At 32.3% G+C, this 16,267-nt stretch carries 13 protein-coding genes and 2 tRNA genes; 4 read left to right on the top strand and 11 right to left on the bottom strand.

Features of this window, described 5'->3' with window-relative positions:
• Positions 1-18: 18 nt before the first annotated feature.
• The 4 genes from Z054_RS0112205 to Z054_RS0112220 form a co-directional block, all read right to left on the bottom strand.
• The gene (locus Z054_RS0112205; protein WP_024770348.1) at positions 19-549 is read right to left on the bottom strand and encodes an NADPH-dependent FMN reductase; all 531 of its coding nucleotides are present in this window, start codon (positions 547-549) and stop codon (positions 19-21) included.
• Positions 550-627: 78 nt separating this feature from the next.
• A complete protein-coding gene (locus tag Z054_RS0112210) occupies positions 628-1,209 on the bottom strand; it encodes a Crp/Fnr family transcriptional regulator (RefSeq protein ID WP_024770349.1) in 582 nt (193 codons plus the stop codon).
• A gap of 2 nt (positions 1,210-1,211) precedes the next feature.
• On the bottom strand, positions 1,212-1,772 hold the full coding sequence (locus tag Z054_RS0112215; RefSeq protein ID WP_024770350.1) for a GNAT family N-acetyltransferase: 561 nt from the start codon (positions 1,770-1,772) through the stop codon (positions 1,212-1,214).
• A gap of 192 nt (positions 1,773-1,964) precedes the next feature.
• Positions 1,965-5,258, bottom strand: a complete 3,294-nt coding sequence (locus Z054_RS0112220) for a VCBS repeat-containing protein (protein WP_024770351.1) — start codon at positions 5,256-5,258, stop codon at positions 1,965-1,967.
• Between the two features lie 240 nt (positions 5,259-5,498).
• Here Z054_RS0112220 and Z054_RS0112225 point away from each other — a divergent pair, with 240 nt between their 5' ends.
• Positions 5,499-7,592 carry a thioredoxin domain-containing protein gene (locus Z054_RS0112225; protein WP_051473733.1) on the top strand — a complete coding sequence of 698 codons (2,094 nt, stop codon included), beginning with the start codon at positions 5,499-5,501 and terminating at the stop codon, positions 7,590-7,592.
• A gap of 44 nt (positions 7,593-7,636) precedes the next feature.
• Here Z054_RS0112225 and Z054_RS0112230 read toward each other — a convergent pair.
• From Z054_RS0112230 to Z054_RS0112250, 5 genes are all read right to left on the bottom strand, one after another.
• Positions 7,637-7,711, bottom strand: a tRNA-Pro gene (locus Z054_RS0112230).
• Positions 7,712-7,886: 175 nt separating this feature from the next.
• Positions 7,887-8,090, bottom strand: a complete 204-nt coding sequence (locus tag Z054_RS0112235; protein ID WP_024770353.1) for a hypothetical protein — start codon at positions 8,088-8,090, stop codon at positions 7,887-7,889.
• A 33-nt stretch (positions 8,091-8,123) separates the two neighbouring features.
• On the bottom strand, positions 8,124-8,270 hold the full coding sequence (locus tag Z054_RS31735) for a hypothetical protein (protein ID WP_159025531.1): 147 nt from the start codon (positions 8,268-8,270) through the stop codon (positions 8,124-8,126).
• Between the two features lie 255 nt (positions 8,271-8,525).
• Complete coding sequence (locus tag Z054_RS0112245) at positions 8,526-9,548, bottom strand: cytochrome d ubiquinol oxidase subunit II (RefSeq protein ID WP_024770354.1); 1,023 nt, start codon at positions 9,546-9,548, stop codon at positions 8,526-8,528.
• A gap of 2 nt (positions 9,549-9,550) precedes the next feature.
• The gene (locus Z054_RS0112250) at positions 9,551-10,852 is read right to left on the bottom strand and encodes a cytochrome ubiquinol oxidase subunit I (protein ID WP_024770355.1); all 1,302 of its coding nucleotides are present in this window, start codon (positions 10,850-10,852) and stop codon (positions 9,551-9,553) included.
• A gap of 395 nt (positions 10,853-11,247) precedes the next feature.
• On the opposite strand from Z054_RS0112250, the gene Z054_RS0112255 reads away from it, so the two are divergent.
• The 3 genes from Z054_RS0112255 (at position 11,248) to Z054_RS31010 (ending at position 13,138) form a co-directional block, all read left to right on the top strand.
• Positions 11,248-11,604 (top strand): hypothetical protein, encoded by a 357-nt coding sequence (locus Z054_RS0112255; RefSeq protein WP_024770356.1) that lies wholly within the window; start codon positions 11,248-11,250, stop codon positions 11,602-11,604.
• Between the two features lie 167 nt (positions 11,605-11,771).
• Positions 11,772-11,846: transfer RNA gene (locus Z054_RS0112260), tRNA-Pro, on the top strand.
• 125 nt (positions 11,847-11,971) lie between these two features.
• Positions 11,972-13,138: a tyrosine-type recombinase/integrase gene (locus tag Z054_RS31010; RefSeq protein WP_024770357.1), complete on the top strand. Its 1,167-nt coding sequence runs from the start codon at positions 11,972-11,974 to the stop codon at positions 13,136-13,138.
• Between the two features lie 190 nt (positions 13,139-13,328).
• Here Z054_RS31010 and Z054_RS0112270 read toward each other — a convergent pair whose 3' ends face one another.
• Both Z054_RS0112270 and Z054_RS0112275 read right to left on the bottom strand, forming a co-directional pair.
• Entirely contained in the window at positions 13,329-13,934 is a 606-nt protein-coding gene (locus Z054_RS0112270) for a hypothetical protein (protein WP_024770358.1), read from the bottom strand.
• Between the two features lie 91 nt (positions 13,935-14,025).
• Entirely contained in the window at positions 14,026-15,153 is a 1,128-nt protein-coding gene (locus tag Z054_RS0112275; protein ID WP_024770359.1) for a hypothetical protein, read from the bottom strand.
• Between the last annotated feature and the right edge of the window lie 1,114 nt (positions 15,154-16,267).

Here is a 16,267-nt window from a genome sequence, read left to right on the forward strand (position 1 = left end):
TATAGAGTGAATACTTATTTATTGCATTAATGTCTTAACTTCTTTGTCTAGTTTTGCGTTCTCTGATGCATCCAGAATTAATGAATTGTTTACATCAAACTTGTTATTAAAATCTCCTAAAGAGTATACACCAGATAGGTTCCCACCCCATATTGGCAAGAGTTTTTCTAAAACCTGAAGATGCGATGCTCCTCCTGTTACTCCAGGAGAAGTACTCATTAACACTACAGGTTTGTCTCCAAAAAATCGTTGATCGATTCTTGATAGCCAATCAATTATGTTTTTGAAAAAAGATGAAGGAAGTCCGTTATGCTCTGGTGAAGCAATCATAAACCCATCTGCCTTTGTAAAAAGCTGAAAAAGCTCTTTTATTGTTTTTGGAATACCTTTCTCTTCTATGACCGGACTATAAATAGGAACGATATAATCTGATAGTTGTATGAGATGTATATTAGTATGCTCATCGATTTTATTGACTGCTGCAATCAATAATTGTTGATTGATCGATTTAGGATTATTACTTCCTGAAAAAGCAAGGATTTTTTTCATTTGTACTATTTTTTAAATTATTTAGTACAAACTAACTCCTATTTGACGTTAAAAACCTTAAGGTACCTTAAGAACGGCTCATGTTGTAGTTTTTTTTCTTAATGCGCTTAAAAACTCGGGAGTCATTCCTAAATATGAAGCGATCATGTATTGCGGTACACGCTGTTCGATATCCCTATATTTTGAACGAAACTCAAAATATCGTTCTTCTGCTGTTTTACTTAAAGTATTAAGTGTACGATCTTGCAAAGCAACATATGCTTTTTCAAACTTAAACCTAAAAAAACGTTCTATTGCAGGTACCTGGTCATATAATTGGTTTAATGTATCCCGATGAATTTGAAGTATTACACTATGTTCTAATGCCTGGATAAAGTGTCTGGCCGGAGTTCTGGTAAGGTAACTATACAGATCATTAACCCACCAGCCTTCTATTCCAAATTGAATGATATGTTCCCGTGCTTCTTCATCCATATAATAACTTCTTAGAGCTCCTTCTGTTATAAATCTCATATGTAAAGAAACCTCCCCCGTATACAACAGAACTTCTTTCTTTTTTAAAGTTACCACATTAAAACATTCACTAACGCAATTGGCATCATGATCTGTAAGAACAATACTTTCTCTAAAATGTTGTATTAATTTATCAATTGGATCCATATCTACAACACTGATTTTTTCATATCAAAAGCAAGCCCGATATACGAATTGTTATTAAACTCGAATTCATCTATTATTTTCCAGCCCAATTTCTTAGTATGCGCTTTTTCAGAAATAACATTCACTTTATTTATAAATGTTATACTAATAGGATATTTTTTTATGAATTCGATTCTCATTTCTTCAAAAATCAAATTTAGCAGTCCTTTACCACGGTAATCTTTATCAATACAAACCGGCCCGTATTGAAAACTGTTTTCTGTTGAAATTTGATATCCTTCAAATGATAATTTTGGAAAACGAGATATCATAACATTAAAAATTTCCCATTGCTCAAAATATTTCCAGTTTCCGGCAAAAGCATAAGCCACAATTACATCATTATCATTTTCTGCAATAAAAATTCCGTTTTGCTTTATAATCTCTTCAATTTGATTAGTAGTAAACGGGGTGGTCACAAAACCTGTTTCTCGTTCTTTTTTGGTTAAATTACTAAACAGATTCTTTTCCTGAAGTGAAAGAATTCCTTTTATATCAGCTACTGTACCAATACGTGTTCTCATTATTTTTTATACTATTTTACTAAAGAATACTAAATCATTATTTAGGTATAATTGTCCCTGGTGAGTATATTTCTTATCCAGGTAACTAAGGTAGTTAATCTTTTATGTTTTTGAAGTAAGACGAATCTAGATTTACACGATAAATCAATTAAATTTTGAAGGTATTGTAAGTGTGTGACCTGAAACCAGGGTTTAAGAATCTATAGGAAATAATTTTAACCCTTCATTTTTACATTGCATAAGGATATATTTTTTATCACCGATTATTATACGTTCTGCAGCTTTTATTTGTATCCCATGTAGTGCAGGCAATCTCGCAGAAAAACTTAGAGGAGTTTCCTGGTTTCTATACAGAAGATATCCTTTATTGGCATCGTAGCGTATTGTTTCTACTTCGGCTTCATATAATGAGCCTACTCCAAAAATGTCATTTATTCCGTCCTTATTAAAATCTTCAACAACAAAATCTGTAGTCGGACCAAACTGAGCTTGCATAGGTAGTGATGTTATAGTAAAATCGCCTTTTCCATCATTAATTAGGATAACAGTATTAAAATCGGTAGCCGTATAATGAGTTGCTTCTTTCAGATCCTGATCTCCATAAATATCAGACAGTGATGCGTTTGCAAACTCCCCATAGGTTTTAAACTTATTCTTTAACATGGGTAATTGCTCAGAGGAGCATTGTTTCCCTCTCACGGGCAATAGTAATCCTGTTTTAGATTCTTTACTCAAAATAATATCCAAACTTTGGTTTTGATCAAAATCTTTGGTGTAGATATGCAGTGGTTTGTCTTTTGTAGGGTGAAACTTTGTATTCTGACCTATGTTTCCTATCAAATAATCTGCATCCCCATCACTATCAACATCTGCAGCTTGTATCGTAAAATACCAACCCGAGGTATTTTGTAGTGCGTCTATATCTTTCTTGATCAATATTCCTTTATCATTATCAAAAATGGTAATTGGCATCCACTCGCCTATCACTAAAAGATCTTCGTCTCCATCCTTATCATAATCCGAAAAAACTGCTCCATTTACCATGTTTACTGGTTCCAATCCTTTAATCATTTGATCAGTTACCTTTGTAAAATTCCCGCTGTCATTTCTTAGTATATATGAAGGTGATGACATAGGATATTTACCTGGGACTACCCCTCCACCTATAAAAAGATCGAGATCGCCATCCTGATCAACATCAGATGCAGCCACGGCAGAAGATATCGATTTGATCTTAGGAAATGTAGTATCTCTGGTAAAATTACCTTTCCCATCATTGGTATAGACTCTATCGATAAGCCAATCACTATTTTCCTGATCTTCATAACTTCCACTCGCTACATATAAATCCTGATCTCCATCATTATCTATATCAAAAAATAATGCCTGGTTATCTTCAAATTCTTTATCATTCTGAAAAACGGAAATACTAGAAGTCCTAAATGTGCCATCTTCTTTCTGAACATAGATTGCAGCAGGTGCTCCTTTGGCATTTCCCACAAAGAAATCATCTTTTCCATCGTTATTTACATCACCAACGGTAAGTGCTTTCCCTTTTTCGCTTTGTTTTTGCGGTAATAATAACTGAAGTTTGTAATCATCGAAATTGCGTTCGGTATTCTTGTAATGAATCCCAAATTGGGAAGCATCAATCACAGTTGAGATATTTGTATGTTGCTTTTTATTTTTCTCTACAGTTGATTGCGCATCTTTTTGATTGATCTCGAGCAATTGATTCCCTTTTATATCCTGAAGTGTAGTATATACTCCTTTAGGCCATTGTACTTGTATACTATCTATCATTGTTATATCTCCTAATCCAAAATGTATTCGTTGACTTACAGAAGATTGAAATCCTCTTACAGGATAATGCGTTTTTGACTGTTGTTGGTCTTTGGTATAGATATTAACTTTTGCTCCAATACCATTGAGGTTCTTATCACCACAAGAAAGTATAATCGATATATAGTTATTGTCCTGATTATTTTTATAGATACTTGCAGTTTCCATCTGATTGTTGAGGATAAGATCAAGATCTCCATCATTATCAAGATCAGCATAGGCAACTCCATTCGAATTTACTTTTTCTTGTAGTCCCCATTCTTTGGTAACAGGTAAAAACGTTAAATCTCCATTATTAAGAAACATTTTGTTACTTAATTTGCTAGAAGGCATCATACCAATTGCTTCGTCTAATGTTACTTTTTTTCGATTACGGATATTAGTCTTCATTCTATTTCTAAAATCCTGGTTAGAAAGATCATGAAGGATACCATTAGTCACAAAAAGGTCATTAAATCCATCATTATCAAAATCTGCCAATACAGGAGCCCAACTCCAATCTGTATTTGAAATACCAGACAATTGTCCTATTTCACTATACATACCATTCCCCAGGTTTAGTTGTAACGCATTAGACATGTATTGATGATGATACCCTGCTTCAACCAACTCGTTGAAATTTTCGGTACTCATCGATGCCATATTTTCTTTACTTCTTTTATGATCATCAGACATCATATCCAAAACCACCAGGTCAGGTTTTAAATCATTATTAATATCAGCAAAATCAGATCCCATACTATTTGCAGTGATATGGTCAAAAGTGTTAAGGATGGTATTGGTAAATGTGCCATCGTGATTATTGATATAAAGAAAATCAGATTCTAAAAAATCATTAGCTACATAAACATCGGGCCAATCGTCTTCATTAAAATCGCCAATAGAAGCACTAAGTCCCCAGGCTTTATTTAATAGTCCCGATTTTTGAGTAATATCGGTAAACTTTCCTTCGTTATTTTCAAAAAGCTGGTCGCTACTTTCGGGAAGATAATTAAATTGGATTCTTGGATCTATCGTTACATTATTATTAAAATCCGGTCTGTGATTTAAGAGGTATATATCTAAATCTCCATCTTTATCAAAATCCAAATAATAAGCCTGAGTTGAAAAAGCACTGGATGCCAAACCATATTGATCAGCTTGCTCTATAAATGTTCCATTTTTCTGGTTGATATACAGTTTATTCTTTCTTTTACCCTCATCTTTAAGTGCTCCTGATTTACATACATAAATATCTAACCAACCATCGGTGTTGATATCTATCATAGAAACACCAGTAGACCAACCTTCCTGATCTGTAACTCCTGCATTTTTTGTGATATCATCAAAGACAAAATCACCTTTATTAAGGTAAAGTTTATTAGTCCCTTGATTAGAACTAAAATATATATCTTCTAATCCATCATTATTAATATCTCCTACTGCTACTCCCCCTCCATTATAGATATATGAGTAATTAAGAAAATTGAAATATAATGTTTCTTCGATCTTATTTTTAAAACCAATAGTACTATGAGTTTCTGAAACTTTTTCAAATAGTGTTGTAATTTGCTTCGTTTCTATAACAGTAGTATCTTCTTTTTGATGTTTTGAGCAACCAGAAAAAATCAAAATTAGCACTATGAGGTAAAATATGTTCTGCATAATATTTAAAAAAATTAAGCCCTCATTTTTCGAGGGAATTTGAAAATAAGGAACATTTTTTTTTATTGTAAACTTATCCTCTAAACAGCATGCTTTCATAGACAAACAACTTGAATTAATTTATCAAATGACGACACTACACTATACATTTCTTATCATAAATAAATCTCTAAAACGTCGTACTTGGGGATATTATACAAATTATTGTACTTTGCCCTAAATATACCTTTTTGTAACGAAATGCTAAATACTTCTCGAATTATAAAATTTACCGTTTTTGCTTTATTACTATTTGTTTTTGGATGCAAGGATACTCCATCAAAAAATGACTATGCATATACCAATAGGTTGATTGATGAAACAAGTCCCTATTTATTACAACATGCACATAACCCTGTTGATTGGAGACCCTGGAGTGATAGTGCTCTTGAGGAAGCAGTAGCAGCTAACAAATTATTAGTTGTAAGTATTGGATATTCCTCTTGCCATTGGTGTCATGTAATGGAAAAGGAGACTTTTGCAGATCAAGATGTCGCCCTGTTAATGAATGAGCATTTTATAAACATTAAAGTTGATAGAGAAGAACGCCCCGATCTGGACCATATTTATATGACTGCTGTACAATTAATGCAAGGCAGTGGCGGGTGGCCTCTTAATGTTATTCTTCTTCCGAATGGAAAACCTGTATATGGAGGTACTTATCATACCAATGAACAGTGGAAAGAGGTACTAGACAAAATCATTAATTTATACCAAACTAATCCTCAAAAGCTAACCGAATATGCTGATAAAATTTCATCTGGTATACATGCTACAAATGTAATTGAACCCAAAAATGATGATACACATTTGACTAAAAACACGCTCGATCTAAGTGTGAAAAATTGGCAAAAAAACTGGGATTCTAAATGGGGAGGAGATCTCGGGGATCAAAAATTTATAAAACCTCATAGTTTGGATTTTCTTATGGACTATGCAGCGTTAACAGGTAATGACACCATTAAAAAACATGTTGAAAACACATTAGATAGAATTGCATCCGGAGGTATTTATGATCATGTTGGTGGAGGCTTTTTTAGATACAGTACTGATCCACATTGGGAGGTTCCCCATTTTGAAAAAATGCTCTACACTAATGCTCAATTAATTAGTCTCTATTCTAAAGCATATAAAGTTTATAAAAAGATACGGTATAAAACAATAGTGAAAGAGACCATCAATTTTTTAGAACATGAAATGAAAGGTCAAAATGGAGGGTATCATTCGGCGATAGATGCTGATAGCAAAGGTAAAGAAGGTGGCTATTACCAATGGAAAAAAGAAGAGCTAAAACTTCTTTTAAAAGAAGAGTATTCTCTTTTCTCTACATATTATAATTTAGGAGCTTCTAATAGTTCAGAAAAGGAAGCTTCTCTTATTATAAAACAATCTTCTAACGATAGTTTATTTAGTATTCAAAATGATATTTTGCCTGAGAAGCTAGTACACCTAAAAACTAAATGGCAAGAATTACTCTTCAACGAAAGACAGAAAAGAGTATCCCCTGCTATTGATGATAAAGTTATTACTTCATGGAATGCCTTGTTGATTAATGGGTTTATTGATGCTTATAAAGCTTTAGGAAATAAAGAGTACCTCACCAGAGCTATCGCACTTTATGATTTTATTGATACCAATAATACCAGAAATGATTTTTTGATTCATACCTATAAAAAAGGTAGTACGCAGCAAGAGGGTTTTATTGAAGATTATGCTTTTCTTATTGATGCAACAATTAATTTATATAGTATTACCGGAGAAAAAAAATATCTTGATCGGGCAAATAATTTACACACTACTACCTCTACACATTTTACTGATTCGGTTACTAAAATGTTTAAGTATACCAAAGAAAGTAAATTGATATCGACATTAATTAAAGTTGATGATGGAGTGATACCATCGCCAAATGCTATTATGGCGCATAATCTCAAAAAACTTGGTATTCTAAACTATGATAACAAGCTTACAGAAAAATCAAAACAAATGTTATCTTCTATGGCGATTTACTTAACCGATAATGCTAAAGATTTTTCTAAATGGAGTGCTTTACAACTTCATACCGTTTATCCTTTTTATGAGATTGTAATCGTAGGGGAAAAAGCAGATTCTATAGCAGATATTTTTAATTCTCATTACATTCCTAATGCTATAGTTGTGGCAAGTACTCAAGAAAGTTCACTTCCTGTATTTAAAAACAAGTATGTAGAAGATGAAACTTTTATTTATGTCTGCCAGGAAGGAGCGTGCAAACTTCCTGTCCAAAGTGTAGAACAAGCTCTCAAACAATTATAAAATAAAAAAGAGATCCTTTATCAAGATCTCTTTTAGTGTCTGTGTCGGGATGACAGGATTTGAACCTGCGACCACACGGCCCCCAGCCGTGTACGCTAACCGGACTGCGCCACATCCCGAAAAATCAGAGTGCAAATATAACTTTTTATTCTAATTTTTGAGAATCGATTATTAACTAAAATTTTTAAATTTTTATAACGATTGCACTTTAACCTCAGCCATATTTAAGCTTTTTTTGAAGGGATATTTGTAACAAAAAAAGGCTATCAAGTTATTTTGATAGCCTTTGTGAAATTATCTTATTTCAATGAGATCCAGACAAACAAGTTTTGCCGTACACGCTTTCATATCAATATGCCAGTTACATCCTGGCGGTGGTGGTGCTAAAGGAAACATGCAGTCATCAATATCACCAATTGAAATTCTTGCTGCTCCTCCTTTTATTTCCTTTTGTTGAGTCTTACTCAAAGGCTTTCCTAATTTTTGTAAATCTTTCATAGTTGAAAATTTTATATCCAAGTATACACAATACTAGTTATGTATATCATCAGTAGTTCCTGTTAATGTTCCTAATTTCTTAATAGCCTCCATTTGTCTTGCTATCTCAGCCAAAGCTGCAGCTAAACCATCTATTCCCCCGTTAGTTTCTCTTAATTCCTTACCTGTTAAATTTCTCATTTTTTGATTGAATTTTAATTAAACATTATTTCTTTGAGTTGCTTCCTATTGAAAACTTTGGTAAAACTAATGTGCAATGATCTCAAATTATGAGACTCCAAAAAATAAGTTTTAAATAGTTAGATTTTATGACCTCTTCTTAAATCCACTACACTAGGAAACACCTATGTTTTAGGGTAAGAAATCAGTATAGAAATACAGGAAGTAATTTAAATCAAGTACCTTTAAAAGGTTGTCGGGTGATATGTATACTTATTAATCTCTTTCTAAAATCTTGATCATTTTAAATGATTTTAATAGGTGAAACAACCCTGGTAAAATAACGGTTCCTCCAATAATTAGAGTTATTCCTAAGACTTTAATAACACTATCCGGAGCTATGTTCTCTATTAAACTAATACTCCCAGTTTGGGTAATTATTATATCTGGGTAATGAGAAATCATAACTGCAAGTAAAATTAAAAACACCTGTAACCCAGCAAAAAACCTACTCCATATGGTGTCTCCCTTGGTAATAGTTTTCCACAACGGAAATAATAAAAGTGCAGAAAGTACAACAGAAATTATAGCAAAAGGACTCTTTATAAACCCTTGTACGAATACATTGCCTGAGATGTATCCATATCCAAAAGTTAACAGCCCTACAACAAAAACAATAATTGTAGCAATAGCAGATTTTCTAATATAGATATTTTCATGTCCCTCTTTAGACTCTCCTATTAATAATACTGAAGATAAAAATGCGCAAAGTGATGCAAAAAACACCCCTACCAATATGCTAAATACATTAAACCATGGCCCTACAAATGCTTCATAAAATGTTAAGGAACCAATGTCGTCTACTATACGTATTTCACCACTAATTAACGCCCCGAATACCATTCCTAAAAATATCGGAGTTATTAAACTAGAGATTTTAAACATGTTATCATATAATATTTGAGAGTTGTCAATAATAGCATCGTAATGTCTAAAAACAAAAGCTACTCCTCTTAATGTAACTCCTAATAGTATTACCGTAAGTGGAATATGTAAACTCACTACCATAATATTATAATAAACCGGAAATGCTATCCATAGAATTACAATCAAAATAATGATCCAAATATGATTAGCTTCCCAAACAGGTCCCATCACACGATAAATAGTTTTCTTAGTTATTTTCTGGTTTTCTTTTGATGAAAAAAGCTCTACAATACCGGCTCCATAATCTGCTCCTCCCAAAACTACATATAGATACAAGGAAAAAATCAAAAAGAATAATACAACGTACAACATATTTAGTGATTTGAATTATTTAACACCTTTATTTGCCTAAGCATTAACCACGTAACAGCGACCGATAAGGTAAGATATACTGCAACATAGGTATAGAAACTAAATACAATACCAGGCATAGGAGTCACCGCATCTTTAGTTCTCATTATTTTATGAATTATCCAGGGTTGTCTTCCTACTTCTGTAACAATCCAACCAGCTTCTAAAGCAATAAATCCCATTGGGGCCAGTATCACAAATAATAGCCAATACTTATGATTAGCAAACCATTTTTTCTTTTTTAGTGATATAAAATATAGGATTCCTGCAAATAATAAAAGGGTACCGATTCCTACCATGATCTGAAATGCATAATGTACCATAGGTACATTAGGTCGTTCATCTTCAGGAAAGTCGTTTAATCCTTTTACTTCTGCATCAAAATCTGAAAATGCCAAAAATGACAACATTCCAGGGATTGCAATTTTATAGTTTACTTCTTGTTTTTCGACATCTACTATTCCTCCTATATACAATGGAACTCCCTTTTCTGTATTATAGTGGGCTTCCATCGCTGCTAGTTTCACTGGTTGTCGTTCTGCAATATCTTTAGCAGAAATATCACCGCTTATAGGCTGTAATATTGCTGCTATCGCTCCGAATGTTATTGCTATCTTAAATGCTTTTTTATGTAATTCTACTTTTCTTTTTCGATATACCTGATATGCATGAACTCCCGCAACGGCAAAACCAGTAGCTGTAAAAGCAGCCAATGTCATATGCAAAGCCTGTGTAAACCAGGCAGGGTTTAACATCGCCTGAATCGGATCTATATTCAGGAATTCCCCATCTATATAGTCAAATCCTGTTGGAGCATTCATCCATCCATTAGCAGCTACTACCAAAATACCAGATGCTACTCCAGACAAACCAATAATAACTCCAGTTATCCAATGAAATTTTTCTGGCAGTTTACCCCATCCATATAAATAAAATCCTAAGGCTACCGCTTCAACAAAAAATGCTGCTCCTTCTAATGAAAAAGGCATCCCAATAATAGGACCGGCGTGTTTCATAAACTCAGGCCAAAGCAGTCCCAGCTCAAAAGATAATGCTGTTCCAGAAACTGCACCGGTAACAAAAAAAATGGCAACGCCTTTTTGCCATGATCTGGTTAAGATTAAATACACCTTATCTTTTGTTTTCAACCATTTATAGTGTGATACCACCATAAAAAAAGGCATGACCATACCAATACAAGCAAAAACAATATGAAATATTAGGGTAAATGCCATTTGGAGTCTTGCCGCATCAAGGTTTTCCATAGAATTTGTCTTTTAAATCTTCAACGTTATAAAGATACTTTTCAGGATAACAAAAGTTAGTAACATTGGTTACAAATGCGAAAAAAAATTGTTTTCCCGTAAGCTTCTTTTGGTCGTATAAAGATACGATCTAGCTCTGGTTTAATAGTTATACAAAGGCTTTATTTTTTCATAAAAATCATGCTCATAAAAGCGTTAACACCTATACATCTATAATATATTTTCTTCTAATAAATTCGGTGCGTGACAACTATTTCAACCCCGATCTCATCATAACTGTTCTACTCGGGAAAAATTGACAAGGGTTAAGGGAAAAACTACATTTTCTGGCAGCAATGATCACCGCATCTTTACACCATCAAATAATAAGCAATAATTAATCTAAAAAAATAAACATGGAAAATACAATTGAAAAAAACCTTAAACACGTTCATGAATTATTATCAAAAGGAGCTTTCATCGAAGCTATGGATACCTATTTACATGATGATGTAGAATTAAAAGAAGCAAATGATGCTCCCAAAAAAGGGAAAGCATTCAACCTTAAGTTTGAGCAAGATTTTATAGATAATCAACTTTCTGAGTTTATTAGATATGATGTAAACAATTATGCAGTTAATGGAAATCATTCTTTTTATGACGCTGTGATGGAATTAAAATTAAAAGATGGTAGTACTATGCTTTCAGAACAGACTGTTGTTACAGAGTGGAAAGATGGAAAAATTTACAGAGAACGTTATTATCACGCATAATAGTGTACCCCCATACCTATATAAAACCCTTTTTATGTCTAGGCACAAAAAGGGTTTTTACTAGTTTTTAAAACAAGAATAAAAAAATTCTTTACTTTATAACTTAATTTAGTTCTATTTTAAATGATTTGTCTATATTTGCACCCTCAAAAGGGAAATATACACCTCGGGGTGTAGCGTAGCCCGGTTATCGCGCCGCGTTTGGGACGCGGAGGTCGCAGGTTCGAATCCTGCCACCCCGACAGACAAAAACCCTCTGTTTTCAGTAGATCACAGAGGGTTTATTGTTTCTTCACGTCATGGGTCGGCAGTAAAGTCGTCAGTTTATAGTATATTTGGTCTAGTACCAAAGTATACATACGAAGATATGCATAAATTTAAAAAGGCACGCCTAGTCAAGTCAAAAGCTGTGAAAGGCAACTATATCATGTTCTATGTGTGGGATGTGCAGAAGAATGATCTTGTTAGACAAAGAAAATATATTCCAAAGAAATATAAATCTGATGCTGAACAAAAAGCATACGCCAAAGATATTATTAAACAAATAAACAGCGCTCTAGCTGAAGGTTATCATATTGATCGAAAAAAAGTTTCTAAAAATACTATTGAACAACAACGTGCAGTATCAGAAAAAATCTATTCTGTTCGAGAAGCCACAACAGCATTTATAGAAATTAAAAAAGCCAAGAAACTCTACAAGCGAGGAATAGAATTTTATACCAATACCTTAGAACGTTTTGTAAAGTGGCTTGAAGATCAAGGCTTAGACAATATTTGGATTGGAAATTTGGATAATGGCTTAATTCAACAATATTTTATGTATTTGCTTACTAAAAGAAAGAATAGTGCCAAAACTTATAACAATACCCTTGGAGTTCTTAAAACGTTCTATAACGTATGTCTTAAGCAAGAATGGATAGAAGGTAAAAATCCGTTTGATAAAATTGATAAACTTCCCGATGAATATGGCTCAAAAAATAAACCTTTTACCAATGAACAAGTAGCTGATATTAAAGAATATGTTTTAGAACATGATCCGTACCTTTGGAAGATTATCTCTTTCGTATATTATTCTTTTATGAGACTTTCTGAAATCAGACGATTGAAAGTACGAGATATTGATTTGGAAAAAGATCTTATTTGGGTAGCAGCTCAAACGAGTAAAACTAAAAAAAGAGATGTAATCCCAATTGTTCCTGCCCTAAAGAAGATCATTTTAGAAATGAATTTGGAGCAATATCATCCAGATGATTATTTATTTGGCACTAATCAGACCCCTTCTGCTACTAAAATGGGAGAAAATTATATGGGAAAACATTTTAGAAAAGTAAAAGACCATTTTGAATTAAATGATGATTATACACTCTATGGTTTTAAGCACACTGCCGTTGTGAATTGGTATAAAAAGGAAAAAGACATCCGTAAAATCCAAAAAATGTGCAGGCATTCCAGTATGCTCATGACGGAACGTTATTTAAAATCACTTGGTTTATTAAATGATAAAGATGCGGTTTCTGAGTTGCCAGAGATTTGATTTTCATTTTTTAGTTCGAATCTTTTCGGGATCATTTTTAAGGCAAATTTAACAGAATCAAATCAAGACATTATTTTTTGGTTCTTTGTTGGCTATTTTTACCTTTCTATTCTCAAAATAATAGTATGTTTTTTAATCGTTTATTTGAACTTTTATATTTATTATTTCTCATATAATCTCTAAGCAATAATCAAGATATTTTATAATTAAAATTCGGATCAGCAACACGGGCATCATATTTTTCCTGAACGGAATCAAATATATTCTTAGAGTTAGGTAGTAATTTAACTTCTTCAACTAACATTTCGTACAATAAAATTTCACCAAGGGATTTCCCTATTTTTTGACCTATTGATGACCCCAAGGATTGAAGAGAGTTATTAATATCATCAACTAGTGAATAAAAAGTTTTTCGATAAAAATCCGAAGAATTTTCTGAATGAATACTAGAATACCATCGATGTAAACTGTTTCTTAATTCTTTTCCATTTTTTGAAATTTGAAAAAATTTCTCAAAATCCGATACTTCACCTACGTGAGCAAACTTATTCCTAATATTCGTCAAACACGATAACTTTTTAACTAATTCTTTTTCTAAACCCTGAATATCTTGCATTATTTGAATTTTTTGACTGAAGCTTAAAGAAGAAGAACCATTTCCGAATGATTTTGAATTTTCGGGTTCAATATTCAGTTTTGTGCAAATTAATATTGTAATAGCTGTCTCAATTAATATAGAATTTTCAATAACACAAAGCCTTAAATTATCTCTTACAACATAGTTACTTTTATTCATTTATCTTATTGTTTATTTAAACTTTTAACATCTCTTGAATGTTGCGTTTGCTAACCAAAGGCAGCATATATAATATAGCAACTTGTTAGGGCTAGTTTTTTTCAAAGTATTCTATGAGTTCAGCTTTGGTTTTAATAGTTTCTGATAACAATATTATTTTTTTTAATAAAGTAATTGCAACATAATGAAACCTATAAAAAATATCATCATCAAATCGTAATTCTATTCCATTATGTAAGTAAGTATCTCTTATCTTATACTGACTAACAAAAATTTTTTCAAGTAAATTAATTTGATTTTCTGAAACTATATTAGGTATGATATTCTTTTTCATTTTAGATAAACCTTTGCTTCTACCTTTATTTTCAATGTTAACTATTCTTTCGAACCAAGCAATCATCATCACGTTCTTTTCGTAAGGATCTAATTGAGAAGAATATCTCCCTGCTGAAATTATTAATTCCCTAATAAAAAAATCTAGTTCGGATTTTGGTGTTCTTTTTATATAATTCGAAACAAGACTGAAACCAAGTCTTTCAATTTCGCTATAACGCTTAATTGTAAATTCCGTTGGTTTTGCCCCAAAGTTTGAAGAAAGATTACTATGCAAATCAAATTTATTACTTGTAGTTTCACTAAAACTTGAATAATATGGTATTACGTAAGAATCAAACTCTAAATCAAACAATCTTGTATTTGGGTCGTATATTTCTTTAAGTAAGAATATTTTTAAAACACTAGCACTTAATCGCACTTCATACTTGGCTTTATTATGACTATAATTACTTGTTCCTCTAGTTTTATGTTTGAAAACCACTTGATTGTTGAGTATTTTTGATAATCCATCTAGAGTTTCTTGTTTACAGTTATTTTCAACATTTTTATACTTCTCTTTTTGTGAATTTATAAACTTATCATTAATATGCATTACCTTCGAATTGCCAACAAAAAAATTCTCTTCTACATGAAGCCCAACCGTTCTAAAATAGAATATATGTTCTTCTTTGTTTTCATCTAAAACTCTTCGCAAGTAATTAATAGGCTCTTCTTTTGCTCTTTTTTCTAGATAAGTATTAAAAGTCCATGAACATATTTGTTCTTCAATAAAATCACTATTTGTAAATTCTCTAAACTCTCTTATTTTAATTAATTCTTTTGCTATTTCAATTACTTTTTTATAAACTGCGTTTTCAAATTTTATTTCTCCTCCATTCTGCAAATCTTGGCTGTAATTTAATTTTCTACCAAATGGGTCAGCGTTGTATCTTTTTATGTTATAAACTTCACCCAGGTTTATAACTGAAGAACCTTTTAAGAAAGTTGGTTCAAACTCTTCTTTGGGCTCAGATTTCTTGCCTTCTATTTCCTTGATTTGGTCAACTAGTGAGTATATTTTAGAATTGAGATTGTCGATATTACGTTTCGTTTTTTAACTAAACAAAACACCCCATACCCGGAGCTGATCCAGATATGGGGTAATTAGTTTTTTTACGTTGGTTCTAAGATAGAAATTTTTATTTAATCTCCCTTAGCTTTTCATTTCTGTTTTTATGTGCTTTTATAAATATGCTTTGTCTAAATCTTTATGTGTTTCTTGTAATCCGCCTTTTGCAAATCAAACTTTTGGGAAGGAGTACTAATACGTGCATATCCAAATAACATAATAGTTCATTTAAGTGTTATTTGATAAACTTAGGAAATGAACCGCTTTATTGAACTTGATAAGTTGTATTCCTCGGTTTCTAAGCAAAAATTCAATAATACCACCGTTAAAAGAGACATCTAACTTTTAACTATAGCAATAACCTCAAGTTTTTCCTATAAGGATGACACGTAACTTTTTATTATAGTAATGACTTCAACTTTTCCCTATAGGAAGGAGCTGAAACTTTTCCCTATAAGAAAGAGATACAACTATTTCCTATAGGGATGACACGTAACTTTTCCTTATAGGAGTGAGCTGAAACTTTTCCCTATAAGAAGGAGACACAACTATTCCCTATAAGAAAGAGATACAACTATTTCCTATAGGGATGACACGTAACTTTTCCTTATAGGAGTGAGCTGCAACTTTTCCCTATAAGAAGGAGATACAACTATTCCCTATAGGAAGGAGATACAACTATTCCCTATAAGAAGGAGATACAACTATTCCCTATAGGAAGGAGCTGGAACTTTTCCCTATAAGAAGGAGATACAACCATTTCTTAAGCGGTGAGACGCAGCTATTCCTTATAGAGAAAAGTTACCTACTACCATTAGGAGAAAACAACTTTTCAATTGAAATAAACATTCATAATATCGGACTACAAATTTGTGGTATCTCACAAATC

Source organism: Aquimarina macrocephali JAMB N27, from assembly GCF_000520995.1.
Classification (GTDB): domain Bacteria; phylum Bacteroidota; class Bacteroidia; order Flavobacteriales; family Flavobacteriaceae; genus Aquimarina; species Aquimarina macrocephali.

Coding starts and splice junctions, on each gene's coding strand:
- Z054_RS0112210 (WP_024770349.1), bottom strand. CDS start 1,209: ATGGATCCAATTGATAAATTAATACAACATTTTAGAGAAAGTATTGTT.
- Z054_RS0112255 (WP_024770356.1), top strand. CDS start 11,248: ATGGAAAATACAATTGAAAAAAACCTTAAACACGTTCATGAATTATTA.
- Z054_RS0112205 (WP_024770348.1), bottom strand. CDS start 549: ATGAAAAAAATCCTTGCTTTTTCAGGAAGTAATAATCCTAAATCGATC.
- Z054_RS31735 (WP_159025531.1), bottom strand. CDS start 8,270: ATGAGAAATTTAACAGGTAAGGAATTAAGAGAAACTAACGGGGGAATA.
- Z054_RS0112235 (WP_024770353.1), bottom strand. CDS start 8,090: ATGAAAGATTTACAAAAATTAGGAAAGCCTTTGAGTAAGACTCAACAA.
- Z054_RS0112220 (WP_024770351.1), bottom strand. CDS start 5,258: ATGCAGAACATATTTTACCTCATAGTGCTAATTTTGATTTTTTCTGGT.
- Z054_RS0112215 (WP_024770350.1), bottom strand. CDS start 1,772: ATGAGAACACGTATTGGTACAGTAGCTGATATAAAAGGAATTCTTTCA.
- Z054_RS0112225 (WP_051473733.1), top strand. CDS start 5,499: ATGCTAAATACTTCTCGAATTATAAAATTTACCGTTTTTGCTTTATTA.
- Z054_RS0112250 (WP_024770355.1), bottom strand. CDS start 10,852: ATGGAAAACCTTGATGCGGCAAGACTCCAAATGGCATTTACCCTAATA.
- Z054_RS0112245 (WP_024770354.1), bottom strand. CDS start 9,548: ATGTTGTACGTTGTATTATTCTTTTTGATTTTTTCCTTGTATCTATAT.
- Z054_RS31010 (WP_024770357.1), top strand. CDS start 11,972: ATGCATAAATTTAAAAAGGCACGCCTAGTCAAGTCAAAAGCTGTGAAA.
- Z054_RS0112270 (WP_024770358.1), bottom strand. CDS start 13,934: ATGAATAAAAGTAACTATGTTGTAAGAGATAATTTAAGGCTTTGTGTT.